The sequence below is a fragment of the Tabrizicola sp. T74 genome (genome assembly GCF_057219935.1).
Map to the genome: position 1 here is coordinate 13522 of NZ_JBXVVT010000008.1, position 25293 is coordinate 38814.

Consider the following 25293-nt stretch of genomic DNA (forward strand, 5'->3'; position numbering starts at 1 on the left):
GATGGGACGGGCCACCCCACGGAAGGGGCGGCCCGATCTGTCTTCAGGCCCGCTTCATCAGATGCGGCAACAGCGCACCCGAGGCATGCGGGGTCACCACCACGCCCGGCGCCGACAGGATCGGCTGCACATACTGCAACAGCGGGATGACCAGCGCGTTGTCGGCGATATAGCGGTCGACGGCCTTCCAGCCCTCGATGCGCTTGGCCTCATCTTTCTCGCCCCAGAGGGGGCCGATCATGCCAATCAGGTCCTCGCCATCCCAGACCGAATGCGGGCTGGGGCCGAACATCGCAAACCCGGTCGAGGTCGTCGGATCGCCGACCGAATTGCCCCAGTTGTAGAACGCCGCCGGGGCCAGCGTGTCAGCCGCGCGCAGTTCGTAGTGCTTGGCGATCTCGTAGATCTCGATCTCGGCCTCGATCCCGACCTTGCGCCACAGGCCGACGATGGCCTGGATCATCTCGTAATCCTTGGGCTTGAAGCCCTTGGTGGTCTGGATCTTGAACTTCACCGGATTGTCCGGCCCGAAGCCCGAGGCCGCCAGCAGCTCGATCGCCTTCGCTTCGTCGTAAGGCACGCTGATCGAGGCGTCATAGGCGTCGTATTCCGGGGTCTGCAGCGTGTCAATCTTGACGCCATAGCCGCCCAGAAGCCGGTCGATGATCGCCTGCTTGTCGATGGCATGGGCGGCGGCCTTGCGGACGTTCGGATCGGTCATCACCTCGATGTCGTTCAGGAAGATCATTCCGATGTCGCTGATCGGCGCGGCGACCCCGGTCAGCGAGGCTTTCAGGCGGTCGTATTCCTCGTAGGGCACTTCCAGCGTGACATGGGACGAGCCCGATTCCACCTCGGCCACCCGGGCGGCGGCGTCGGTCACGAACTTGATCGTCACGGTCTTGAACTCGGGCGCGCCGCCCCAATAGCTTTCGTTGGCCTTCAGCCGGACAAAGGCGTTGCGCTCGAACTTCTCGACCATGTAGGGGCCGGTGCCGATGGGCGCGGCTTCAAAGCCCTCGGCCCCGACCTTTTCGTAATAGGCCTTGGGCAGGACATAGCCGGTCAGGAAGTACATCCACTTGAAGATAGTCGGGTCGAACTGCGCGACATCGGCGATCACCCTGTTGCCCTCGACCCGGTGGTTGGCCAGCGTGCCCCAGACGAACTGGATCGGGCTGCCGGTCTCGGGCTTGGCCACGCGGGCCAGCGACCAGGCGACGTCCTCGGCGGTGAAGGGCGACCCGTCGTGCCAGGTCACGCCCTCGCGCACGGTCATCCAGACCTGGGTCTTGTCCTCGTTCCAGCCCCATTCGGTCAAGAGGCCCGGCGCCGGCTTCAGGTCGGGCTGCTGCAGGATGTACTGGTCGAACACCGACTGGTAGATGCCCTGGATCGTCGGGTTCACCGCGCTGGGGCCCACGGTCGGGTCCCAGGCGGGCAGGTTCACGTTCGAGGCGATGACCAGTTCGTCGATCTCCTGGGCAAGGGCGGGAAGGCCCGTACCCGACAGCGCCGCCGAGGCGGCGCCAAGTTTCATGAGCGTGCGGCGTGAGATGTTCATGGTGCTTCCTGTTGGTTGGTCTTGTTCACTTATTTTCCTGCCAGCTTGCGTGCCAGCAGGGTTCCGGCCCCTGCCCCCGTGCCTGCGCCGGGCCAGACGGCCGCCCCGGTCAGGTGGAGGTTCTTCAACGGAGTCGACCCGTCCGCATGGCCGCGCACGGGTCGGAAAAGGAAATTCTGCGCCAGGTGGTGCGACCCGCACAGCTGGTCACCGCCGATGAGGTTCGGGTTGTCGGCTTCCAGCTCGGCCGGCGTGACGATGCGCTGGCCCAGGATCTTGCCCCTGATCCCCGGGGCGTAGCGGTCCAGGATGTCCAGCGCGCGGTTGGCCATGGGTTCGGCAGCCGAAGGCCAGTCGGTGGCCGCGATCTGACCCTTGGCGTCGCCGCGGATCGTGCCCGGCACCATGCGCACCTGCAGCCACAGGACATGCTTGCCCTCCGGCGCGCGACTGGGATCAAAGACCGTGGGCTGGCCCGCCACGATCACCGGCTCGGATGGCAACAGCCCCGCCTGCGCGTCGGCATAGGTGCGCGCCATCTGGTCTAGGCTCGGCGCCAGATGCACATAGGCAAAGCGCTGCAACTCGGGCGAGGCCGCCCAGTCCGGCAGCCCGTCCAGTGCCAGGTGGATCATCATCGTCCCCGGCGCGTGCGAGAACTGCGTCATCGCTCGGTCGAAGGCGGGCGTGGTGCCCCCCGTAAGCTTGGGCAGGGCCGACGGAGCAATCCCCGCGATCACCGCCCGGCTGGCCTCAATCTTGCGGCCATCGGCAAGCTCCACGCCATGGACCTGACGGCCATCATGCAGGATGCGCGCGACCGGAGCATTCGTCTCCACCACCCCGCCCCGCGCGCGGATCGCCCCGGTCAGGGCCTGCGCCAGCCCCGCCGCGCCGCCCTTGCCGATCACCATCCCGAAGGCCTGGCCCGCCATCCCCTCCAGATAGGGAAACAGCGCCCCACCTGTGACATCGGGGCCAAAGTCCAGGTGCAGCCCCCAGGCGCCGAGCATGGCCTGGACCTTGGGGCTCTCAAACGTCCGGCTTAGGAAACTGCGCGGTGATTCCAGCAGGAAGCGGGCAAAATCCAGCGTGCCCGCCGTGCCCTTGGCGCGCCAGGTGCGGAACAGGAAATATGCAAGCGCATTCAACTGCATCTTGCTGCCGAGAAGCCCGAACAGGTGCGGCGCCTCGGCCCCGAAGCCTGCGACCAGCGTGGCCCATGTCTCGGCATCCTTGGGCGAAAGCGCTGCGATCCGCGCCGTCGTCGCGGCCAGATCGGTTGACACGCCGCACCAGGTTCCGTCCGGAAAGGCGCTGGCGAAGGGGTTGGCGATCGGCACGAAGTCCAGCCCGTGCTGCGCCAGTTCCGCTCCATGCTCCTTGTTATGCGGGCCGCCCGCGAAGAGGGACAGGTTCATCGCGGCCCAGTCATGGGTGAAACCCGGCAGGGTGTAGGCTCCGCTTTTCACCGCGCCGCCCGCTTCGCCCGCCTGTTCGAACACCGCCACCCGCCAGCCGCGCGCCGCCAGATGATGCGCCGCCGCAAGGGTGTTCACCCCGGCGCCGACCAGCACGGCATCAAAGCTATCCCCCATGCGGTCAGCCCCCTTTGACGCGATGATATTTGCAAATGCATTTAAATCTGTCTAGGCTGATTCCATCAAAAACACAGGGACCCCGGTCGGGCGGGGCCATGGATCAGGGAGAGCTTGGATGACGACAAACGTGCTAGCCGCGCTTGCGGGTGCCTTGGCTTCGGGACAGGTCGAAGTGGTGGATTGTTCGGGCGTGCTGGGGCCGGAGACGCCGCTGCTGAAACTGCCCCCGGATTTCGCCAAGGACACCCCGCCGATCAAGATCCACCGGATCAGCGAATACGACAAGGACGGCCCGTTCTGGGCCTGGAACTGGCTGGAGCTCGGCGAACACTCCGGCACCCATTTCGACGCGCCGCACCATTGGATCACCGGCAAGGACTACGCCGACGGCTACACCGACACGCTGGATGTGGGTCGCCTGGTCGCCCCGGTGAACGTGCTGGACTTCGCCGCCGAATGCGCCGCGAACCCCGATTTCCTCCTCACCATCGACCATGTGAAGGCCTGGGAGGCCAAGCACGGCGAGATCAAGGCGGGCGAGTGGGTCGTCCTGCGGTCGGACTGGGACAAGCGCGTGCATGACGAGAACCTGTTCCTCAACGCCAACGAGACCGGCCCGCATACCCCCGGCCCGACTGCCGAGGTAATCGACTACCTGATCGCCAAGGGCATCGTCGGCTGGGGCAGCCAGTGCATCGGCACCGACGCGGGCCAGGCCGGCGGCATGAACCCGCCCTTCCCGGCGCACAACCTTTTGCACAAGCACAACCGCTTTGGCCTGGCGAGCCTTGCGAACCTCGACAAGCTGCCGCCGAAGGGGGCGATCCTGATTGCCGCACCCCTGAAGATCAAGAACGGCACGGGATCACCCATCCGCGCCCTGGCGCTGGTGCCCCGGGGGTAAGGGATGGCCGTCGATCACGTCATCATCGGGTCAGGGATCAACGGGCTGGTCGCGGCCAGCCTGTTGGCCCTGAAGGGTGACCGGGTTCTGGTCCTGGAACGCGAGGCGCGCGCTGGCGGCTGCCTGTACAGCGACGAAATCACCCTGCCCGGCTTTACCCATGACGTGATGGCGGCCACTTTCGTTCTGTTCATGACCTCTCCCGCGGGGGCGGCGCTTGGCCCGCACCTCGCGCGGCACGGGTTCGACTATTGCCACACCCCGCACCCGACCGCCGTGCTGCGCCCGGATGGCAGCGCGCTGGTGCTGACGATGGACGCCGCCCAGAACCGCGCGGCGTTCAACGCGCTGGCCCCGGGCGATGGCGACCAGCTCGCCCGCGACACCGGCGGGATCGCCGCCGATGCCCCGTTCCTGTTCGCGCTTCTCGGCGGCAGCCTCTGGTCGTGGCCCACGGCGAAGCTGATGTGGGGCCAGGTCCGCAAGCGCGGCCTGCGCGGTCTTGCGGCCTGGATGGGCACCGCCCTTGCCCCCGCGCGGGGCTGGCTGGAGGCGAACTACCAAAGCCCCCTCGCGCAGGCCTTGTTCGCGCCCTGGGTCCTGCACTGCGGCCTGACCCCCGAAAGCACCTATTCCGCCCAGATGGGCAAGGTCATCGCCTTCGCGCTTGAGGCCGCGGGCGCCCCCGTCGCCAAGGGTGGGGCGGGCAACATCGTCCGCGCCTTCCAGGGCCTGATCGCCGAAAAGGGCGGCGAGATCCGCTGCAACGCCGATGTCGCGCAGATCACCACGCGGGACAGCCGGGTGACCGGAGTCCGCCTTGCCTCGGGCGAAGAGATCGCGTGCAAATCCGTCCTCGCCTCGGTCGCGCCGGGGCAGCTGTACGGGCGGCTGCTGGACGGCGTGAACCTGCCCGACGACCAGGCGGCGACCCGGCAGTTCCGCCACGGGCGCGGCGATTTCCAGCTGCATTACGCGTTGGACAAGCACCCCGAATGGCTGACCCCGGGCCTTGACGACGTGGCGCTGATCCACCTGGCCGACGGGATCGACTCCGTCTCGAAATCCGCCAACGAGGCCGAACGCGGCATGCTACCCGCCACCCCGACGATCTGCGTCGGCCAACCGCACCGGCTCGACCCCTCGCGCTGCCCCGATGGCAAGGCGATCCTCTGGCTGCAGATCCCCGACGCCCCCCGCATGATCAAGGGCGACGCGGCGGGCGAGATCACGGGCACCGACTGGGACATGGTGAAAGAGGGCTTCGCCGACCGGTTAGAGCTGATCCTGTCGCGGCACATCAAGGGCTTTGACAAGATCAAGCTGAAGCGCGTGGCCTATTCGCCCCGCGACCTGGAGCGCATGAACTGCAACCTCGTCGGCGGCGACCCTTACGGCGGCCATTGCGGGATCGACCAATTCTTCATCTGGCGGCCCTTCGCCCATTCCACCAACGGCACCGGCCTTGTGCGCGGCCTGATCCACATCGGCGCCTCGACCCATCCCGGCCCCGGCCTTGGCGGCGGCTCGGGCTTCAACGCGGCAAAGAGGCTGGGCGCATGAAGGACGACGCCTCCGCCCAACCGCGCCTGGGGGAAATCGGGCTCGTGAACTTCGCGCCCTACCTGATGAACCGGATCATGGGCCGCTACAACGCGGGCTTCCGGGACGAGATGGCCAAGATGGGCCTGACCACGCCCAAGGCCCGCGCGCTGGCGGTGCTGACGGTGGTCGAAGGCCCGCTGATCCGCGAGCTGGCGGTCTACACGGTGGTCGAACAGTCGACGCTGTCCCGTGCGCTGGACCAGTTGCAGGCCGAAGGCCTGATCCGGCGCGAGGTCGATGCCGCCGACAGCCGCGCCGTGCGTGTGTTCATCACGGCAGAAGGGCGCGGGGTGTTCGAAGGCCTCTGGCCGCACATGGCGGCGGCGCAGGCGCGGATGTTCCGCGGCATCCCCGAGGACGAAAAGACGGCCTTCGTGGCCACGTTGCAGAAGATGCTGGCGAACATCCGCAAGCACGAAATCTAGGAACAGGCGCGAGGGCCTGGCGCCCCGGCTGGCTGAAGGCCTTTCGGCTGGACGCAGTGGCCCTTGCGACAGGCAGGACGAAGGCGATGGCAGAACGCAGCTTCAAGGCAGAGGTAGAGCACCTGAAACTCGGCGCTGGTGAGGTCTTCACCGGCGAAGGGATTCTGGCCATCACCAAGGCGCTTCTGGAAAGCGGCGTGGGCTATGTCGGCGGCTACCAGGGCGCACCGATCAGCCACCTGATGGACGTGCTGGCCGATGCCGAAGAGCTCTTGACCGAGCTTGGCGTCCGGTTCGAGGCCAACGCGAACGAGGCGGCGGCGGCGGCGATGCTGGCGGCCTCGGTCCACTACCCGATCCGGGGCGCGGTGACCTTCAAGGGGCCGGTCGGGGTGAACGTCGCCTCCGACGCGCTGGCGAACCTGTCGTCCTCGGGCGTCACCGGCGGCGCGCTGGTCATCGTGGGCGAGGATTACGGCGAGGGCTCCAGCATCATGCAGGAACGCAGCCACCCCTTCGCGATGAAGGCGCAGATGTGGCTTCTGGACCCGCGCCCGAACCTGCCGTCCATCGTGCGCGCGGTGAAGGACGGGTTCGACCTGTCCGAAGCCTCGAACACCCCGGTCATGCTGATGGTCCGCATCCGGTCTTGCCATGTGACCGGCAGCTTCGACTGCGCCGACAACCAGCGCCCAAGCCTTACGGTCCGCGACGCGCTTGCCCAACCGCGCAGCGATTTCAACCGGGTCGTCCTGCCACCGATGTCCTATGCGCATGAACAGGACAAGGTGAAAAACCGCTGGCCTGCCGCCGAAAAGTTCATCCGTGACAAGGGGATGAACGAATTCTTCGGCCCCGCGCAGGCCCCCTTGGGGATCGTGGTGCAGGGCGGCATGTTCAACGGCGTGATCCGCGCCCTGCAGCGGCTGGGGCTGGCCGACATCTACGGAAGGTCGGAGATTCCGATCTACGTCCTGAACGTGACCTACCCGCTGATCTCCAGCGAATTCCTCGACTTCTGCGCGGGCAAGGAAAACGTGCTGGTGGTCGAGGAAGGCCAGCCCGAATTCATCGAAACCCAGTTCGGCTCGTTCCTTTACCGCGCCGGATCGACGGTCAAGCTGCACGGCAAGGGCCTGTTCCCGATGGCGGGGGAATACACCGGCGCGGTGATGCTGGACGCGGTCGAAGGCTTCATCCGCCAGGCCGCCCCGGGCCTTTTGCCCGCCGCCGTCCGCGCGCCGAACATGGAACGCCCGGCGATCCCGGACCTGACCAAGACCGTCCCGATCCGCCCGCCTGGATTCTGCACCGGCTGCCCGGAACGCCCGATCTTCGCCGCGATGAAGCTGGTGGAGAAGGAGCTTGGCAAGCACCAGATCGCTGCCGACATCGGCTGCCACCTCTTCGCCTCGCTGCCCCCGTTCGAGATCGGGGGTGCGACCATGGGCTATGGCCTTGGCCCAGCGGCAAACGGCGCCTTTGACGGCGGCGGCGAAAAGCGCCCCGTCGCGATCATTGGCGACGGCGGGTTCTGGCACAACGGCCTCTCGTCCAGCTTCACCAACATGTCCTTCAACAAGTCGGACGGCGTGGCGATCATCGTCGACAACTACTATTCGGCCGCGACCGGCGGGCAGGACCTGATGTCCTCACGCGCCGACAATGCGACCAAGGCCACGAAGAACCCGATCTCGAAGGCCCTGCGCGGCATCGGCATCACCTGGGTCCGCCAGATCGACCGCACCTACGACGTGGCCCGGATGCGGGACACGATACGTGAGGCGCTGACCACCCCGGAGAAGGGGCCGAAGGTCATCGTCGCCTCGTCGGAATGCATGCTGAACAAGCAGCGCCGGGAAAAGCCGCTGGTGGCCCAGGCCATCAAGGATGGCCGCCGGGTCGAGGCCCCGCGCTTCGGCGTCGATGAGGACATCTGCACCGGCGACCATGCCTGCATCCGCCTGTCGGGCTGCCCCTCGCTGTCCCTGAAGCGGCTGGATGATCCCCTGCGCGATGACCCGGTCGCCAGCATCGACCAGTCCTGCGTCGGCTGCGGCAACTGTGGCGAGGTCGCGGATGCCGCCGTCCTTTGCCCCAGCTTCTACCGCGCCGATGTGGTGCATAACCCGGGCCGCCTCGAATCCCGCTGGGCCGCCTTCCGCGCCCGGGTGATCGGCTGGCTGATCCGCCGCCGCGCCGCCCGAAGCCTGTCGTTCGGAGAGACGGCATGACCATGCTCGACCCCCGCCAACCCGACCCCAAGCTTGGCGGCATCATCAAGCTGGCCTGTCTTGCCGTCGGCGGCCAGGGCGGCGGCGTCCTGACCGGCTGGATCGAGGACCTGGCCCGCGCCAATGGCTACGAGGCGCAGGCAACGAGCGTCGCGGGCGTCGCCCAGCGCACCGGCGCCACGGTCTACTATGTCGAGATGGCCCCGAAGGCCGAGGCCAAGCCGATCTTCTCCCTCATGCCCGCCGCGGGCGACGTCGACATCATGATCAGCGCCGAGCTGATGGAGGCAGGCCGCTCGATCATCCGTGGCTTCGTGACCCCGGACCGGACAACGCTCATCACCTCCACCCATCGCGCGCTGGCGGTCAGCGAAAAGATCGTTCCGGGCGACGGCATCGCCAGCAGCGCCGAGGTGATGGCCGCGGCAGAGGTCGCCGCCCGCCGCCTGATCGCCGCCGATTTCGACGCGCTGGCGGTGAACTCTGGCTCGGTGATCTCGGCCTCTCTCTTCGGCGCACTGGCCGCGTCGGGGGCCCTCCCCTTCCCGCGTGAAGCATTCGAGGCCGCGATCCGCGCCTCAGGCAAGGGCGTCGAAGGCTCGCTCCGCGCCTTTGCGGCGGGTTATGCGGCGGCGCAGGGCGACCAGGCAGAACCGCCCGCCACGCCCAAGACCAGCACGCCAATGGTGACCGGCCCCGCGCGCCTCATGGCCGACTGGCAGGCGCTTGAGGCGGAAGTATCGCGGCTTCCCGAACCCGCCCGCGACCTAGCCGCGCTTGGCCTGCGCAAGGTGGTGGAGTTTCAGGACATCGCCTATGGCCGCGACTACCTGACCCGGCTGCAGGCCCTAGCCGCCAAGGACCGCGCGCCCTGGGACTTCACGCGTGAGGCGGCGAAGTACCTGGCCAACGCCATGGCCTATGACGACATCATCCGCGTGGCAGGCGCCAAGACCAGGGCCGGGCGCAACGAACGGATCGCCTCGGAAATGGGGGCGAAGACCGGCAAGCTGATGCAGGTGACCGAATTCCTGCACCCCCGGGCCGAGGAACTGGTCTCGCTCCTCCCCGCCCGGATGGGCGCCCGCTGGGCCGCGAACCCCAGGCGCATGGCGCTGGTTGACCGGCTGTTCAACAAGGGCCGTCGCCTGCGCACCGATTCCCTGCGCGGCTTCCTCATGCTGTACGTCCTGGCGGGCCTGAAGGGCTGGCGGCGCAAGACGCTGCGGCATCACCAGGAAACCCTCCACCGCGAGGCCTGGCTGGCCCGCGCCGAGGCCGCGCTGGCCCAGGACTACGCCCTGGGGGTCGAGGTGATCCGCTGCCGCCGCCTGGTGAAGGGCTATTCCGACACCCTCGCGCGCGGGCTGTCGAAGTTCGACCGGGTCCTCGCGGCCATCGACCTGGTCACGGGGCGCGAAGACGCAGCCGACTGGGCGCGCCGCCTGCGCGAAGCCGCCCTGAAGGACGAGGAAGGCAAGGCGCTCGACGGCGCGATCCAGACGATCCGCAGCTTCGTCTAGCTTAGCGCACGGAAACTGCCGTTCCACCAGACCAGCCCACCCGCGCCCGCCGTCGTGCGGATGGCGCGGACCCGGCCGATCAGGATGGAATGGGTGTCCCGCTCGATCATCTCTTCGACCGTGCAGTCGAACGCCACGGGTGCCCCCTTCAGCAGACGCGCCCCGGTCACGGCGTTCTCCCACTCCGCCCCGTCATAGCGCGCCGGCCCCTTCACCCCGCCAAAGCCCGAGAACCGTTCGGCTACCGCCTGATGCGCGGCCCCGAGCGACGACCAGCCAAAGCGGCCATACCTGACCAACAGCGGGTGGCTCGACGCCGTGCGGCTGATCGAAGCCAGCAACAAGGGCGGGTCAACGGACGGGGCCACGACCGAGGTGACGACCAGACCAGACGCTTCATCCCCATCGCCCACGGTGATGACGCTGATGTTGCCGACAAGAGCGCCCATCGCGGCGCGGAATTCCTTCGCGGTCGGTTCCCCGTCCATCCTGCCCTACCTGATCCCGGCGGCGGCCAGTTTCGGCAGCACCGTGTCGCGGAAATAGGGGAACTCTTCGACGTAATCCACGAAGGACAGCGTGGTCCCGGCAAAGCCCGCCGCATGCAGCCGCAGGATGCCTTCGGCCACCTGGTCCGGTGTGCCGATCAGGGGGTAGCCGCCATGGCCCAACGCAAACAGGTGCTTGATCTGCGCCAGAAGGTCATGCGGAAAGCTGTGCGCATGGGCGAATTGCAGGCGCACCAGGTTGTCCACCGCCTCGGTATCGGCGTTCTGGACGGCGGTGTAATCGGCATAGGCCTTGGCCTCGGCTTCGGTCGGACGGCAGATGACATGGGAGAAGGTCAGCACGTTCACCTCGCGTCCCTTGGCGCGGGCCTGGGCCTTCAGCTCGGCGATCTCGGTCTTCGACCGGTCAAGGTCGATGGCCGGGGTGAACAGGAAGTTCGCGTTGTCGGTGGCGAACTCGCGCCCCTGCGGGCTGCCTGCAGCATTGATGATCGGCACCGATCCGCGCACCAGCTTCGGGTCGCCCTTCACCCGCTTGGCCTTGAAGTACTTGCCGTCCCAGTCGAAATGCGTGTCCGACGCCCACAGCTTGCGCACCAGGTCGAACCATTCCTGCGCATAGCCGTAGCGGGTTTCGTGGTCGTCCGGCAGCGTCAGGCCCAGCGCCTCGTACTCCGGCTTGTTCCAGCCCGCGACGATGTTCAGCCCCGCGCGGCCATGGCTGATGTGGTCGATGGTGGCCATCTGCTTTGCCACCACCACCGGGTGGTTCGCGGCGGTATGGATCGTGGCGAAGACCGCGATGTTCTTCGTCGCTGCCAGCAGGCCCGCGGCCCAGGTCATCGTCTCCAGGACGCCACCGTGGAAATCCGTCTCGCCGCCATAGCCGATCCAGCGCGCGATGGGCAGCATGAAGTCGATCCCGGCCTCATCCAGCATCTGCGCCAGTTTCAGGTTGTTGTCCCAGCTATTCACCCAGCGTTCGGGCACCTTGGTGGGGGTCATCCCCGACGAGCAGTTGGTCGAGAAGGTGCCCAGGCGAAAGCGATCGCCCGACAGCATCGGGTGGTGCGGCATGATGGTATCCCTGTTGCAGTTTTGGTGATATTTTATGTTTGAAAGTCTATCGTAAATTCCATTTGCGTCAACGGCGGCGTGCGGCCAAGGTCGGGACGGGCAAAGGGTGCAGGGATGGCTGGGAAAACGCTTCAACCTCAAAAGGATGGCTCCGAGCCGCCGGTGCCGGGGCTCGACTGGCACTGGCACCTGGCCGAAGGCCCGACCGAGGTCGACACCACGGAACTGGAGTTCGCGCTGATGCGCACGTTCGAGGGATTCGGGCGCTGGCAGTCGGAATGCCTGGCCTCGGTCTGCGACCTTGCGGCGACCGGGCCGGAGAATGCGCTTTTGCACATCATCCGGATGAACGACCGTCCGAAGTCGATCAAGGACCTCGCCCGGCTGACCAACCGCGATGACGTGCCGAACATCCAGTACAGCCTGCGCAAGCTGATCGGCGCAGGTTTGGTCCTGCGCAAGGGGGCCGGGCGGTCCGGAGTGACCTATGAAGTGACGGATGAAGGCCGCCGCGTGACCGACGACTACGGCGCGCTGCGGCGGCGGCTGCTGATCCAGGCCGTGGCGAACGTGCCGGGGTTCAGCGACCGCCTGGCGGATGCGACGCGGACCCTGAACCTGCTCTCTGGCATCTACGAAGAGATCTCGCGCGTCGCCGCCACGCACCGGCGGGGCTAGGCCAGCGCCGGCTTAACCCCCTGGACCTGCGGCCGGTCCAGCCGCCGGTGCAGCGCCTTCGCTACCCGCGCATAGCGGCCCGGCTTCACCGGCATCTGCCATTCCATGAACCGCTGCAGCGGGCCGATCGACAGGTCCATGTCCGCAAGCAGTTCGTCAATCTGGTGCATCGAGAACGGGATGATGTTCGTTCCCCGCGCATGCTTGCCCTCGGTCCGCTCCTCCATCCAGCGCAGGCGCTGGTCGGTGATCGCCAGTTGCTCGGCCTCGGACGGCAGGGTCAGGCCGCCACCCAGATAGGCCGCGATCCACAGCGCGCCCATCTCTGCCGACAGGGGCGAGAAGAACGACGAGTTGTAGCCGTTGAACGCCAGGTTCCGCACGCCCGTCGGCAGGATGCAGCGATAAAGCCGGAAGTTGCCGCGCTTGTCCTGGATGCGGGCCTGCAGGTCTGCGGACAGGAACGGCACCTCCTGCCGCCAGCCGGTGCCGCAGATGACGATGTCCGCCGGGATCTTCTGACCGGACTTCAGCAGCGCAAACCGCCGCCCGCCCTCGACGATCAGCTGCGCGATGGCATCGTCGCGCTTCAGCGCGATCCGCCCCGTGGCCAGCCGGTCGAAGAAGCCGTCGGTCACGAGGCTGACGGTCGACCGGGCGATGCGTTCGAACGACCCGCGCGGCAGGGCGCCCCTTTGCTTCAGCTTCAGCTGCCGGGTGATCACCGACTGGACCGAGCCGACCATCGAATTGCGCACCGGGCGACCCGCGCCATGCAGGAACTTCTCGAACCCCTGCAGGCGGATATAGGGAAACAGCGCCTCGCCCATCCGGGTCAGGAACAGGTACTTGTAGTTCAACACCCCGGCCAGCTTCTTCGGCATCTTCCAGATCAGCTCGCGCGCAACGACCGTCATCGAGGCCGTCACATCCGCCAGCCCCACCGCCACATCGCAGGACGACTTGCCATAGCCGATGACCACCACGTGCTTGCCGCGCGCCTCATCGAGGTTCAGGAATTCCGACGAATGGCAGATCTCCCCCCCCGCCGCGCGGAACGCCTCGGCTCCCGGAAAGTCTGGCACGGCGGGGACCGAGAAGATGCCGTTGCAGACGGTCAGGAAATCGAAGGTCTCGGTCGCCTCTGCCCCGCCTTCGGGCCGGAACGTCACCGCCCAGCGCCCGTCCGCGCCCTGTTCAGCCCGGGTGACCGGGGTCGACAGGCGCAGCATGGGCTTCAGCCCGAACTGGTCGGCATAACTTTCCAGATAGGCCTGAACCTGCTGCCCGCTCGGCCATTCCGGGTAGTCGCGCGGCATCGGGAAATCGGACAGGCAATAGGTGTCCTTGCCGTTCTGGGTGCTGACCCCGGGGTACAGCCGCGTCCGGCTCCAGACCCCGCCCACGTCGGGGACCTTCTCGAACACGGTCACCTCATGGCCGAAGTCGCGCAGGTGACGCGCGGTGGTCAGGCCGGCAAACCCGGCCCCGATGATGGCGATCTTCATGGGGTGGCTCCCTCTCAGGACATCAGTTTCGGGATCGCGGGCTCGGCCTGTTCGGGGCCCATCGCGGTGTAGCCGCCGTCCACGCGGATATCGGTGCCGGTGATGAAGCTCGCCTCGTCCGAACACAGGAACAGGACCGCCGCCGCCACCTCCTCGGGGTTGCCGACCCGGCCCAGCAGGTGGAACGGAGCCGCGACGGCATCGGTCTTGGCCCGGTTCCCGCCGGTCAGCTGGTCCATGATGTTCGACCAGGTCCAGCCCGGGCTCACCGCGTTGACCCGGATGCCATGCGGCGCCAGGTCCATCGCCTGGTTCCGCGTCAGCTGCAGGATCGCGGCCTTCGACACCGGATAGACCCAGCGCCCGGTCTGCGCCACGCGGGAGGAGATCGACCCGAAGTTCACGATCGCACCCTTCGTGGCCTTCAACTCGCCCAGCGCGGCCTCCATCAGCATGACCGACCCGACCAGGTTGATATCCAGCGCCTCCAACCATTCGGCGCGCGTGGTCTCGGCCCCCTTGTCCAGGTAGGAACAGGCGACGTTGACCAGGAAATCCACCCGGCCGAAGCGCGCCTTGGTGGCCTGCACCAGCGCCGCGATCTCGGCATCCGACCGCAGGTCGCAGCGCTGGAACGCCACCGAATCAGACAGCATCCCGGCAGGCGCATCGACGATGTCGGCGACCATCACCCGGACCCCTGCCTCGGCAAACGCCGTCACGACGGCCTGCCCGATCTTGGTGACCCCGCCCGGCACGATCGCCACCTTGCCCTGCAATCCGCGCATCGCTCCCTCCAGTTCCTTGAAACTTGAAAGAGTTTCCGCCCCCCGTACCGTCCGCGCTATCCGCCGGGCGAGGCCACTATCCGGAAAACGAAAAAATCTGCGACAAAGCGTCCGTCCCCGGCCCCGCCATGCTAGCCTGTCGCATCTGGCGACCTGGGATGCGGGCAATGCTGCAAGGCCCCTTGGCACTGAACGGCGCGCGGCCCCTGGCCGCCCATGCGCTGTTTGCCTCGCGCGACCTGGACGAGGCGCGCGACAAGGTCGCCGCCGTCTTCTGCCCGCACCGGCTGGAAACCATCGGCAAGGGCGCAAGGCTGGATGCCCGGCACCACCACCTGGCGGGCGCAGGCCTTAGCCTCAACTACATCGAATACGGCGCGCGCACCCTGATCGCGCCCGGGGCGCTGGAAACCTTCTACCTGGTGCAGATCCCGCTGTCGGGACGGGCCGCCGTGGTCAACGGCAAGGCACAGTACCTGTCTGACCGGGGCCAGGCGGCGGTGCTGAACCCGCACCGCGAAACCACGATGATCTGGGAGGAAGGCACCGGCCAGCTTCTCCTCCAGATCGACCGCCAGGCGCTGATGGCCCATCTTGCCGCCCAGTTTGGTCACCCCGTCGACCGCCCGATCAGCTTTGATGGCCCCCTGGACGTGACCAGCGGGGCTGGGGCCGCCCTCCGCAGGTTGCTCCTCTACCTCGTCGCCGAAGCCGATCAGGGCGCATGTCCCCTAGGGCAGGGCATGCTGGCGCGGCAGGTCGAGGCCACGCTGATGACGGGCCTACTGGAGGCGAGCCACCACGACTATGCCGCCGACCTCGGCCGCAGCCGGGCCCTGCCGCGTCCCCGCCACCTGCGCCTGGCCGAGGGCTACATCGAGGCGCATCTTGCCGACCAGATCACCGTCGAGGACGTGGCCCAGGCGGCGGGCATCTCGGTCCGCGGGTTGCAACTGGCGTTCCGCGATCACCGCGGCACCTCGCCGCTTGGCTTTTGGCGCGACCTGCGGCTGCAGCGTGCGCACCAGGCGCTGGCGGCGGGCGAAGGCTCGGTCACCGAGGTGGCGCTGAAATGGGGCTTTGCGCATTTCGGCCGCTTCTCGCAGGCCTACCGGCAACGCTATGGTCTCTCGCCCAGCCAGACCCTGCGGTCGGCACGCGGGCCGGGCGCATCGGACTAGTCTGGGGCCTCCTCACCGCTGGCGCGGTCATCGGCGAAAGTGTCGCTTTCCGTCTTGCACCAGGGCCCGATCCGGAGCACACAAGGACGTGATGGTTCCCGGCATGACGCAAAGCGTGGCCCGGGTGAAAAGGGAACGGGGTGAGGTGTAGGCATCAGCCGCCAAATCCCCGACTGCCCCCGCAACTGTAAGCGGCGAGCGACCCCTCCGAAGCCACTGGCATTCAGCCGGGAAGGTGGGGGGAGAGCATAGACCCGCGAAGTCAGGAGACCTGCCATCGAAACCAATGACCGCCGGGCGGGGTGCCCCGGAAGGAGTGTTCGATGGACGACCCGCGGCCCAAGGCCCGACCCTATTCCGTAGCGCAATCCGCGCCGCACCAGATCCTTGTCTGCAAGGCCTGCAAGCACAAGGGCGACGCCTGCAAGCCGGGCTTTGACCTTCTGAAACGGCTGCGCGCCGCCATCGCCATGGCCGACCTTGGTGACCAGTTCGAGGTCTCCGGCACCGCCTGCCTTGCGGGTTGCGTGCCCGACCACGGCGAACCCTGCGTCGTCGGCTACCGCGCGACCGAGAAAGCCACCTGGCTTTTCGGCGACATCGACCCCGACCAGCCTTTGGACGACCTCATCGCCTTCGCCCGCAGCTATGCCGCGCTGAACGACGGCTGGATGACCGGCCGCGACCTGCCGCCCAGCCTCTGCGACACCACCCTCGCCCGCATCCCGGCGGCCATGATCGTGACGCGGGAGGGGGCAATCCAATGACCGTCCTCGAACTTCGCAACGTCACCTGGGGGCCAAAGCGCGCCCCTGCCATCCTGCACGACATCTCCTTCACACTGGCCGAGGGCGAGGTCCTGGCGATCTGCGGCGCGAACGGGGCGGGCAAGTCCTCGCTCCTCCGCCTCCTCTACCGCCACCAGGCGCCCCTCTCTGGTACGGTCCTTATCCAGGGCCGCGACCTCTGGCTGACCCCTCCGCGCGAGGCCGCCCGCACTGTCGCCGCCGTCCTGCAGGAACAGCCCACCGACTTTGCGCTGACCACCCGGGACATCGTCGCGCTCGGCCGCCTGCCCCACCGGCAGGGCATGGGGCCAGGCACCCGCGACAAGGCGATCACCGACGCCGCGATGGTCCGCATGGACCTGGCCCACCTCGCCGACCGGCGCTTCGGCACCCTGTCGGGCGGCGAACGCCAGCGCGTCATGGTCGCCCGCGCGCTCGCGCAGGAACCGCGCATCCTGGTGCTGGACGAGCCCACCAACCACCTCGACATCCGCCACCAGCTGGAGCTCCTCGCCCTCCTCCGCGGCCTTGGCCTTGCCGTCGTCTGCACGCTCCACGACCTCACCCTCGCCGCCGACTTCGCCGACCGCGTCCTGATCCTCGACCGGGGTCGCGTGATCGCCGACGCCCCGCCCGATCAGGCCCTGACCGAAGCAACCATCGCCCAGGCCTTCCAGGTCATCCCCCGCATCGACCGCACCAGCGGCGCGCCCCGTTTCTCCTTCCAACTGGACCACTAGATGAAATCCCTCCTCGCCTTCCTCCTCCTTTCCACCCCCGCCCTCGCCTTCCCGGTCACGGTGAAAAGCTGCAACCGCGACGTCACCTTCGACGCCGCCCCGACCCGCGCCATCGCCAACGACGTGAACCTGGTCGAGATGATGCTGGCCCTTGGCCTCCGCGACCGGATGGTCGGTTACACCGGCGTCTCGGGCTGGAAGACGCTGGACGAGGAACTGCGCCAAGGCATCGCCGAACTGCCCGAGCTTTCCGCCCAATACCCCACGCGCGAAGTCCTGGCGGGGGCCGAACCGGACTTCTTCTTTGCCGGCTGGAACTACGGCATGAAGGTCGGCGGCGAGGTCACGCCGGAAACGCTGGAACCCCTCGGCATCAAGACCTATGAACTGACCGAAAGCTGCATCTTCGTCGGCCCCAAGGCCAAGTCCTCGATGCAGGACATGTACAACGATCTCCTCAACCTCGGCACCATCTTCGGTGTCGAGGATCGGGCAAAGGCCCTTGTCGCGGGGTATGAGGCAAGGCTTGCCGAACTCACCGCCCCCGTCGACCGCACGAACCCCCTCCGCGTCTTCGTCTATGACAGTGGCGAGGAAACCCCATTCACCGCCGGGGCCTACGCCATCCCCACCGCGCTGATCGAGGCGGCGGGCGGCCGCAACATCATGGACGACCTCGACAAAAGCTGGGCCACGGTGGCGTGGGAGCCGGTGGTGGAACGGAACCCCGAGGTCATCGTCATCGTGAACTACGGCGACGTGACGGCCGAGCAGAAGATCGCCTTCCTGGAAGCCAACCCCGCCTTTGCGGGCATCGACGCGGTGAAGAACGACCGCTATGTGGTGCTGGAATACGTCGAAGCCACCCCCGGCCCCCGCAACATCCGCGCGGTGGAAAAGCTGGTGGCGGGCTTCTGGGGGAACTGACCACCGGATGAACCGCCGCGCCGCCATGACCCTTCTGCCCGCCGCGCTTCTGGCGTCCCGCGCCCGTGCGCAGTCGCCCCGCCAGGTCCTGGTGATCGGCGCGGGCCTCGCGGGCCTTGCCGCTGCGCGCGACCTGCAGGCGGCGGGGCATCAGGTCACCGTGATCGAGGCGCGCAACCGGATCGGCGGGCGCCTCCGCACCTCGCGCCTCTGGCCGGATCTGCCCATGGACCTCGGCGCCAGCTGGATCCACGGGACCAAGGGCAACCCCCTGTCTGCGCTGGCCGACGAGGCCGGGGCACAGCGCATCGCCACCTCCTACGACCGCAGCCTCTCGCTTGGCGCCGATGGGCAAGAGGCCGACCTCGGGCATGACGCCGCCGAGGCCCTCGTCGAAGACGCTCGCGCCGCCGCCGAGGACCGCTCCAAAGACATCTCCCTGGCCGAAGCTGTCCAGTCCTCCCCCGACTGGGCCGACGCCGACCCCCAGACCCGTCGCAACGTCCGCCACTACATCAACGGCGCTTTCGAACAGGAATACGCGGGCGACTGGACCAAGGCCTCCGCCTGGTCCATTGACGCCGCGGAAGAGTTCGACGGCCCCGATGTCCTCTTCCCCGCCGGCATCGACCAGCTGACCACCCACCTCGCACAAGGCCTGACCATCCGTCTTGGCCAAACCGTCACCGCGCTTTCCCCCACCGCCACCGGCATCACGGCGACCCTGGCCGATGGCACCACCATCGCCGCCGACCAGGCCATCGTCACTCTGACCCTCGGCGTCCTGCAATCCGGGCGGGTCGCCTTTGCCGAACCCCTCGCCCCGGCACGGCAAGCCGCCGTCGACAGCCTCGGCATGGGCCTTCTGAACAAATGCTGGCTGCGCTTCGACCGCATCGCCTGGGACGACAGTGTCGACTGGATGGAGTGGCTTTCCCCAATGGACGGCCACTGGTCGCAGTGGGTCAGCCTTGGCCGGGCACTGAAGGCCCCTGTCCTCCTCGCCTTCCACGCCGGATCGCAGGCCGCCGAAAAGGAAGCCCTCGACGACGCCGCGATGATGGCCGCTGCACATGACGCCCTGAAGGCGATGTTCGGCACCGCCTTCCCCGCCCCCCTTGCGGCCCAAGTCACCAGCTGGTCGCAGGACCCCTTCGCGCTCGGCTCCTACTCCTTCCACGCCACCGGCACCTCGCCCACGACCCGCCGCGCCCTGGCCGGGTCCGACTGGGACGGCCGCCTGGTCTTCGCCGGCGAAGCGACCGAGCCCGACTATTCCGGCACCGCCCACGGCGCCTACCTCTCCGGCCAGACCGCCGCCCGCACGATCCTGGAGCGCGCCGGATGACCCCGTATCGACTCAGCGAGGAGTGCCCGAAGGGCATCGACGAGCGCCCCGTCACCCCGCTCATCGCCCGGCTTCGCCGCTCTTCGCTGACCGCCCCGCGAGGAGAAGCCGAAGGCGCACGACGAGCCATCCCAGGGGAAACGGCATGACCGAAACGCCCCTCACCGCCCCCACTTCCGCCACTCTCCGCCTCACCCGCCGCGCGGGCTTCGCGCTTGGTGGCGGCGGCGTCCTCTTCCTCGCCATCCTCCTCGCCGTCTCCGTGGGCGCGGTCCCCGTCCCCCTTTCCACCGTCTGGGGCGTCCTGGCCAACCACCTGATCCCCGGCCTCGTCACCCCCGACTGGACCGAGGGGCGTGAGGCCATCGTCTGGGACATCCGTTTCCCCCGCGCCCTTCTCGCAGCCTTGGTCGGTGCAGGCCTCGGGATCACCGGCGCGGCCCTGCAATCCGTCACCCGCAACCCCCTCGCCGACCCCCACCTCCTCGGCATCTCCTCGGGCGGGGCCTTCGGCGCCATTGCCGCCCTTCTTCACACCGGCCTCTTCCTCGGCCTTCTTACCGTCCCGCTGATGGCCTTCGGCGGGGCGCTCGCCGCCACCCTCCTCGTCCTCCTCGTCACCCAGGTCACGCAAGCCACCAGCGCCGACCGCCTCGTGCTGGCGGGCGTCGCCGTCAGCTTCATCATTATGGCCGGGGCCAACGTGCTGATCTTCCTTGGCGATCCCAAGGCGACCCATACCGTCGTCTTCTGGATGCTCGGCGGCCTCGGCCTTGCGCAGTGGAGCCACCTGATCTACCCCCTCGCCGTCCTTGTCCCCGCCGGTCTCTGGCTCTGGTCGCAAAGCGGTGCGCTGAACGCCATGTCCCTTGGGGATGAAACCGCCGCCTCCCTCGGCATCCCCGTCGCCCGCTTCCGCCTGTCGGTCTTCGTCGCAGGCGCGCTCATCACCGGCGTGATGGTCGCCTTCTCCGGCCTCATCGGCTTTGTCGGGTTGATGATGCCGCACCTCGTCCGCTTCGCCGTCGGCGGTGACAATGCCCGCGTCCTGCCCCTCTCCGCCCTCCTCGGAGCCATCTTCCTCGTCGCCGCCGACACCGTCGCCCGCGTCGTCATGGCGCCCGAGGACATGCCGATCGGTGTCGTCACCGGCCTTGTTGGCGGCGTCTTCTTCCTCTGGCTGATGGCCCGCAAGTCATGAGGATCATGATCCAGGGCGCAGGCTCGAACGTCGGCAAGTCGCTGCTCGTCGCTGGCCTTTGCCGCCATTTCACGCGTCAGGGACTGACCGTCCGCCCCTTCAAACCGCAGAACATGTCGAACAACGCCGCGGTGGCCCAAGGCGGCGAAATCGGCCGCGCCCAGGCTCTGCAGGCCCGCGCCTGTGGCGTCCAGCCCCATGTCGACATGAACCCCGTCCTCCTGAAACCCGAGTCAGAGACCGGCGCGCAAGTGATCGTCCAGGGCAAACGCCTGACCACCGTCAAGGCCCGCGACTACGCCGCGCTGAAGCCGCAGCTGATGGCCCCGGTGCTGGACAGCTTCCACCGGCTCCAGCGCGAAGCCGACCTCGTGATCGTCGAAGGCGCGGGCAGCCCGGCCGAGGTGAACCTGCGCGCCAACGACATCGCCAACATGGGCTTTGCCATCGCCTCTCAGACCCCGGTGATCCTGACCGGAGACATCGACCGCGGCGGTGTCATCGCGCAACTGGTCGGTACGCAAGCTGTCCTTGACCCCACTGACGCCGCCATGATCCGCGGCTTCCTCATCAACAAGTTCCGCGGCGACCCGCGCCTCTTCGATGACGGCTACTGCCTGATCGAGACCCGCACCGGCTGGCCCGGCCTCGGCGTCATCCCCTGGTTCCCCGACGCCCACAAACTCCCCGCCGAAGACGCCGCCGACCTTGGCGGCACGCGCGGCAGCGGAGACTTCCTGATCGCTGTCCCCCATCTGAACCGCATCGCCAACTTCGACGACCTCGACCCCCTCGCCCAGGAACCAGGGCTAACCCTACGGATCATCAAACCCGGCCAGCCCCTGCCGGTCGAGGCCGACCTCATCATCCTCCCCGGCTCCAAGGCCACCATCGCCGACCTCGCCCACTTCCGCGCGCAAGGCTGGGACATCGACCTCGCCGCCGCCCTGCGCCGGGGCGCGAAAGTTCTCGGCCTCTGCGGCGGCTACCAGATGCTGGGGCGCGAAATTGCCGATCCCGCGGGCATCGAAGGCAAACCGGGCTCCGTCCCCGGCCTCGGCCTTCTGGACCTCACCACCACCATGACACCCGACAAACGCGTGACGGAAACCGAGGCGCTCCACCCCGCCTCAGGCTCGAAGGTCAAGGGCTACGAAATCCACCTCGGCCGCACGGACGGCCCCGACCGCGCGCAGCCGATGTTCACCGTGAACGGCCAGCCCGAAGGCGCCATCCGTGCCGATGGGCGGGTGATGGGCAGCTACCTGCACGGCATGTTCACCGAAGACGCCTTCCGCCGTGCTTTCCTCGCCAGCCTCGGCGCGACACCGGGGAACCAAAGCTACGACCGGACGGTGGAGGAAACCCTCGACGCTCTGGCCGACCACCTTGCCGCGCATGTCGATTGCGCAAGGCTCCTCACCCTGGCGCAAGAGTAGGGTGGGCGACACGCCCACCTACCTTGCCAGATCGTTAACGCCCACAGCTATCGTGTTGATGTTTCAGGGGCCCAGGCACCTGTCCTGCGTGGACATCACCCGCCCGCGCAGTCGGCAATCGTCCGCGCCATCCCACCCAGAAGCGCCGCATAGGCCCCCGGCCCCGCATCCAGCGAGGACCCCACCGGATCCAGCGCCCCGCCGATCCTGACCGTGGTGCCCTCCGCCAACTGCTCGACCAGCGCCGGGTCATGCTGCACCTCCGGGAAGAGGCACACCACACCGCCCGCCTCCAACTCACCCCGCAGTTCCGCCAGCCGCGCCGCGCCGGGCGACGAAGCATCCCCCAGCGCAATACTGCCCGCGAAGTTCAGGCCATAATGGTCGGCAAAGTAGCCATAGGCGTCGTGGAACGTGACGACCGGCTTGTCCTTGACCGGTGCAAGCAACGCCTGCAACTCGGCATCCAGCGCAGCGATCTGCTCGCCCGCCGCCGCCGCATTCGCCGCGTAGGTCGCCGCGTTGCCCGGGTCGAGCTTGCTCAGATCGGCAGCGATCAGCCCCAGCCAGACCTGCGCGTTGCCGGGGTCAAGCCAGGCATGCGGGTCCTCGGACCCATGGTCGTGGCCATGGTCATGCCCCGCCTCTTCCGCATGCTCCTCCTCGTGGGCATGCTCGTCTTCATGGGCATGCTCCTCTTCGTGCCCATGCTCATCCTTGTGCTCGTGGCCCTCCGCTTTCGCCTCGCCATAGGCGCGCCGCATCGTCCCCTCGGCGTCCAGCAGTGCCAAGGCCGCCGCGCCTTCGGGCCGACCTTCCATGGCGCCTTCCAGCCAGGGCGTCAGCTCCGGCCCAATCCACACCACCAGATCCGCATCCGCCACCGCCCCTGCCTGGCTGGGCCGCAGCTGAAAGTCATGCTCGTCCGCGCCCTTGGCCAAAAGGAGCTCCGGCGTCCCGAGGTCCCCCATCACCTGCGCCACCAGCGCATGCACCGGCGGTATGTCGGTCACCACCTTCGGCACCTCGGCCAGGGCGGGGGTGGCAGTCGCAAGAAGAGTGATGATATAACGCATGGGCAGGCTTCCTTTCCCGGTCGCCGATCCATATGTATGTAATATCATAACAGGTCAAGAGCGGCGATGTCCGACCCCCATGACTGCCCCGGATGTGCGGCGCCCGACCTGGCCTTCGCGGCGCACGACCACGCCCATTGCGCGCATGACGCGCTGGAACGGGCCGAGGCGCTGACCGCCGCCACTGGTGCCCGCCTGACCCCGGTCCGCCGCCGGGTGCTGGAGATTCTGTTGGAGGAACACAAGGCGCTTGGCGCCTATGACGTGCTGGCGCGCTTGGCGCAGGACGGCTTCGGCAACCAGCCCCCGGTCGCCTATCGCGCGCTGGAATTCCTTGTGGACCAGGGCCTTGCCCACCGCATCCAGCGGCTGAACGCCTTCACCGCCTGCGCGCACATGGGCGAAGATCACGCCCCCGCCTTCCTGATCTGCCGCAACTGCCACACCGTCGCCGAGGCCGCTGCCACTGCCGCACGCGCCTCGCTTGAGACCGAGGCCGCGAAGGCGGGTTTCCAGGTCGAACGCACCACCATCGAGGCGCTGGGCCTCTGCCCCGCCTGCCGGGGCAAAGCATGAGCCTGATCTCCGCCGACCATGTGTGCATCCGCTTCGGGGCGGATGAAGTCCTGCACGACATCACCCTGTCGGTCGCACCGGGTGAGATCGTGACGATCCTCGGCCCCAACGGCTCGGGCAAGTCGACGCTGTTGCGCGCCCTTCTGGGGATTGTTCCGGTCGCCGAAGGCCAGATCTCCCGGTCAAGTGACCTTCGCATCGGCTATGTCCCGCAACGGCTGATGATCGACCGGACCATGCCGATGACCGTCCGCCGCTTCCTGTCCTTGCCCAAAAAGGTCGATGACGCCGCGGCCGAATCCGCCCTGGCCCGCGTCGGCATGGCAGGCCATGGTGCTGACCAGATGACCGCCCTGTCCGGCGGGCAGCAGCAGCGCGTCCTGCTGGCCCGCGCGCTTCTGGGGAACCCGCAGCTTCTGATGCTGGATGAGCCGACCCAGGGCCTCGACCAGCCAGGCGAAGCGAGCTTTTACCAGCTGATCGAAGAGGTCCGGAACCAGACCGGCGCGGCCATCCTGATGGTCAGCCACGACCTGCATGTGGTGATGGCCGCAAGCGACCGGGTGATCTGCCTGAACGGCCATATCTGCTGCGAAGGCACGCCCCGCGTCGTGTCCACTGCGCCGGAATACCGGGCGCTGTTCGGTCTTGGCACGCAGGGCGCGCTGGCCTTGTACCGGCACGAACATGACCACGGTCACGACGACGGCCCGGCGCACCACCACCACGATCATCATCACGACCACCACGATCACGGGCATCCGCACCCCAAGCACGAGCATGACCATGCTTGACGACTTCCTGGTCCGTGCCGGTCTTGCCGCCGTCGGCCTGTCGCTGGCGACCGGCCCGCTGGGGTCTTTCGTGATCTGGCGGCGCATGGCCTATTTCGGCGATGCCACCGCCCATGCCGCCGTCTTGGGCGTGGCCCTGGCACTGGCGACGGACCTGCCCATCGGCCTTGGCACCCTCACCGTCGCACTGGCCATGGCCGTCACTGTCGCAGGCCTGTCGGCGCGCGGCTGGGCGATGGATACCACGCTCGGGGTCCTTGCCCATTCCGCGCTCGCTTTCGGGCTCGTTGCGATCAGCTTTTTCCCCGCCGTCCGCACCGACCTGTCGAGCTATCTCTTCGGCGACATCCTCGCTGTCTCGCGGTCAGAACTCGCGCTGGTCTGGCTGGGCGCGCTCGCGGTGCTGGCGCTTCTGGCCTGGCGCTGGCAGCAGCTTCTGACCACCACGCTCAGCGAAGACCTGGCCCATGCCGCCGGCATCCGCCCCGACCGCGAGCGGCTGATCCTGGTGATCGCCCTTGCCCTGGTCGTCGCAGTCGCGCTCAAGATCGTGGGCGCGCTTCTCATCGCCGCCATGCTGATCATCCCCGCCGCGACCGCCCGCAGCCTGGCCCGCACGCCCGAGGCGATGGCGCTGATGTCAATCGCGATCGGCGCGGCTTCCGGGCTTGGCGGGCTTGGCCTGTCGCTTTGGCAGGACACGCCCACCGGCCCCTCGATCATTGTTGTCGCCGCGCTGCTTTTCGCGCTTTCTTCACTGCGGCGACCTGCCTAGGCGCAAATTTCTTCGCGCTTGCCCGAACCTTG

At 67.8% G+C, this 25293-nt stretch carries 23 protein-coding genes and 1 riboswitch; of the genes, 16 read left to right on the top strand and 7 right to left on the bottom strand.

Annotated elements, in window-relative coordinates:
• Positions 1–43 precede the first annotated feature (43 nt).
• Both AC2EAL_RS20070 and AC2EAL_RS20075 read right to left on the bottom strand, forming a co-directional pair.
• Positions 44–1564 (bottom strand): ABC transporter substrate-binding protein, encoded by a 1521-nt coding sequence (locus tag AC2EAL_RS20070; RefSeq protein ID WP_484726015.1) that lies wholly within the window; start codon positions 1562–1564, stop codon positions 44–46.
• 29 nt (positions 1565–1593) lie between these two features.
• The gene (locus AC2EAL_RS20075; RefSeq protein WP_484726016.1) at positions 1594–3162 is read right to left on the bottom strand and encodes a phytoene desaturase family protein; all 1569 of its coding nucleotides are present in this window, start codon (positions 3160–3162) and stop codon (positions 1594–1596) included.
• A gap of 118 nt (positions 3163–3280) precedes the next feature.
• On the opposite strand from AC2EAL_RS20075, the gene AC2EAL_RS20080 reads away from it, so the two are divergent.
• The 5 genes from AC2EAL_RS20080 (at position 3281) to AC2EAL_RS20100 (ending at position 9856) form a co-directional block, all read left to right on the top strand.
• Positions 3281–4069 (top strand): cyclase family protein, encoded by a 789-nt coding sequence (locus AC2EAL_RS20080; RefSeq protein ID WP_484726017.1) that lies wholly within the window; start codon positions 3281–3283, stop codon positions 4067–4069.
• A gap of 3 nt (positions 4070–4072) precedes the next feature.
• Entirely contained in the window at positions 4073–5632 is a 1560-nt protein-coding gene (locus AC2EAL_RS20085; RefSeq protein WP_484726018.1) for a phytoene desaturase family protein, read from the top strand.
• On the top strand, positions 5629–6099 hold the full coding sequence (locus tag AC2EAL_RS20090; RefSeq protein WP_484726019.1) for a MarR family winged helix-turn-helix transcriptional regulator: 471 nt from the start codon (positions 5629–5631) through the stop codon (positions 6097–6099). The genes AC2EAL_RS20085 and AC2EAL_RS20090 overlap by 4 nt, the downstream gene beginning before the upstream one ends.
• Before the next feature lie 86 nt (positions 6100–6185).
• On the top strand, positions 6186–8333 hold the full coding sequence (locus AC2EAL_RS20095) for a thiamine pyrophosphate-dependent enzyme (RefSeq protein WP_484726020.1): 2148 nt from the start codon (positions 6186–6188) through the stop codon (positions 8331–8333).
• Positions 8330–9856: an indolepyruvate oxidoreductase subunit beta family protein gene (locus AC2EAL_RS20100; protein WP_484726021.1), complete on the top strand. Its 1527-nt coding sequence runs from the start codon at positions 8330–8332 to the stop codon at positions 9854–9856. The genes AC2EAL_RS20095 and AC2EAL_RS20100 overlap by 4 nt, the downstream gene beginning before the upstream one ends.
• On the opposite strand, the gene AC2EAL_RS20105 is transcribed toward AC2EAL_RS20100, so the two are convergent.
• Positions 9853–10344: a flavin reductase family protein gene (locus AC2EAL_RS20105; protein WP_484726022.1), complete on the bottom strand. Its 492-nt coding sequence runs from the start codon at positions 10342–10344 to the stop codon at positions 9853–9855. The two genes, AC2EAL_RS20100 and AC2EAL_RS20105, sit on opposite strands and share 4 nt — an antisense overlap.
• A 6-nt stretch (positions 10345–10350) precedes the next feature.
• Positions 10351–11442, bottom strand: coding sequence for an LLM class flavin-dependent oxidoreductase (locus AC2EAL_RS20110; protein ID WP_484726023.1), 1092 nt, complete (start codon positions 11440–11442; stop codon positions 10351–10353).
• Between the two features lie 114 nt (positions 11443–11556).
• On the opposite strand from AC2EAL_RS20110, the gene AC2EAL_RS20115 reads away from it, so the two are divergent.
• Complete coding sequence (locus tag AC2EAL_RS20115) at positions 11557–12120, top strand: winged helix DNA-binding protein (protein WP_484726024.1); 564 nt, start codon at positions 11557–11559, stop codon at positions 12118–12120.
• On the opposite strand, the gene AC2EAL_RS20120 is transcribed toward AC2EAL_RS20115, so the two are convergent.
• Both AC2EAL_RS20120 and AC2EAL_RS20125 read right to left on the bottom strand, forming a co-directional pair.
• On the bottom strand, positions 12117–13628 hold the full coding sequence (locus AC2EAL_RS20120) for a flavin-containing monooxygenase (protein WP_484726025.1): 1512 nt from the start codon (positions 13626–13628) through the stop codon (positions 12117–12119). The genes AC2EAL_RS20115 and AC2EAL_RS20120 overlap by 4 nt on opposite strands.
• Before the next feature lie 14 nt (positions 13629–13642).
• The gene (locus AC2EAL_RS20125) at positions 13643–14416 is read right to left on the bottom strand and encodes an SDR family oxidoreductase (RefSeq protein ID WP_484726026.1); all 774 of its coding nucleotides are present in this window, start codon (positions 14414–14416) and stop codon (positions 13643–13645) included.
• 167 nt (positions 14417–14583) lie between these two features.
• Between AC2EAL_RS20125 and AC2EAL_RS20130 the strand changes: the two genes are divergently transcribed.
• The 7 genes from AC2EAL_RS20130 to AC2EAL_RS20160 all read left to right on the top strand — a co-directional run bounded on the left by AC2EAL_RS20130 (position 14584) and on the right by AC2EAL_RS20160 (position 22040).
• On the top strand, positions 14584–15597 hold the full coding sequence (locus AC2EAL_RS20130) for an AraC family transcriptional regulator (RefSeq protein WP_484726027.1): 1014 nt from the start codon (positions 14584–14586) through the stop codon (positions 15595–15597).
• A 75-nt stretch (positions 15598–15672) separates the two neighbouring features.
• Positions 15673–15890, top strand: a riboswitch (cobalamin riboswitch).
• A 30-nt stretch (positions 15891–15920) separates the two neighbouring features.
• Entirely contained in the window at positions 15921–16364 is a 444-nt protein-coding gene (locus AC2EAL_RS20135; protein ID WP_484726028.1) for a DUF1636 family protein, read from the top strand.
• Positions 16361–17125, top strand: a complete 765-nt coding sequence (locus AC2EAL_RS20140; RefSeq protein WP_484726029.1) for an ABC transporter ATP-binding protein — start codon at positions 16361–16363, stop codon at positions 17123–17125. Before AC2EAL_RS20135 ends, AC2EAL_RS20140 begins: the two co-directional genes overlap by 4 nt.
• A complete protein-coding gene (locus AC2EAL_RS20145) occupies positions 17126–18052 on the top strand; it encodes an ABC transporter substrate-binding protein (protein WP_484726030.1) in 927 nt (308 codons plus the stop codon).
• Positions 18053–18077: 25 nt separating this feature from the next.
• A complete protein-coding gene (locus AC2EAL_RS20150) occupies positions 18078–19400 on the top strand; it encodes a flavin monoamine oxidase family protein (RefSeq protein WP_484726031.1) in 1323 nt (440 codons plus the stop codon).
• 145 nt (positions 19401–19545) lie between these two features.
• The gene (locus AC2EAL_RS20155) at positions 19546–20601 is read left to right on the top strand and encodes a FecCD family ABC transporter permease (protein ID WP_484726032.1); all 1056 of its coding nucleotides are present in this window, start codon (positions 19546–19548) and stop codon (positions 20599–20601) included.
• A complete protein-coding gene (locus AC2EAL_RS20160) occupies positions 20598–22040 on the top strand; it encodes a cobyric acid synthase (protein WP_484726033.1) in 1443 nt (480 codons plus the stop codon). Before AC2EAL_RS20155 ends, AC2EAL_RS20160 begins: the two co-directional genes overlap by 4 nt.
• Positions 22041–22135: 95 nt before the next feature.
• Here the strand turns inward: AC2EAL_RS20160 and AC2EAL_RS20165 are convergent, their stop codons facing one another.
• Positions 22136–23116, bottom strand: coding sequence for a zinc ABC transporter substrate-binding protein (locus AC2EAL_RS20165; RefSeq protein WP_484726034.1), 981 nt, complete (start codon positions 23114–23116; stop codon positions 22136–22138).
• Between the two features lie 66 nt (positions 23117–23182).
• Here AC2EAL_RS20165 and AC2EAL_RS20170 point away from each other — a divergent pair, with 66 nt between their 5' ends.
• The 3 genes from AC2EAL_RS20170 to AC2EAL_RS20180 are packed head-to-tail and all read left to right on the top strand — an operon-like array spanning position 23183 to position 25261.
• Entirely contained in the window at positions 23183–23692 is a 510-nt protein-coding gene (locus AC2EAL_RS20170) for a Fur family transcriptional regulator (protein ID WP_484726035.1), read from the top strand.
• Positions 23689–24486 carry a metal ABC transporter ATP-binding protein gene (locus AC2EAL_RS20175; protein WP_484726036.1) on the top strand — a complete coding sequence of 266 codons (798 nt, stop codon included), beginning with the start codon at positions 23689–23691 and terminating at the stop codon, positions 24484–24486. The genes AC2EAL_RS20170 and AC2EAL_RS20175 overlap by 4 nt, the downstream gene beginning before the upstream one ends.
• A complete protein-coding gene (locus tag AC2EAL_RS20180; protein WP_484726143.1) occupies positions 24479–25261 on the top strand; it encodes an iron chelate uptake ABC transporter family permease subunit in 783 nt (260 codons plus the stop codon). Before AC2EAL_RS20175 ends, AC2EAL_RS20180 begins: the two co-directional genes overlap by 8 nt.
• Positions 25262–25293: the final 32 nt, after the last annotated feature.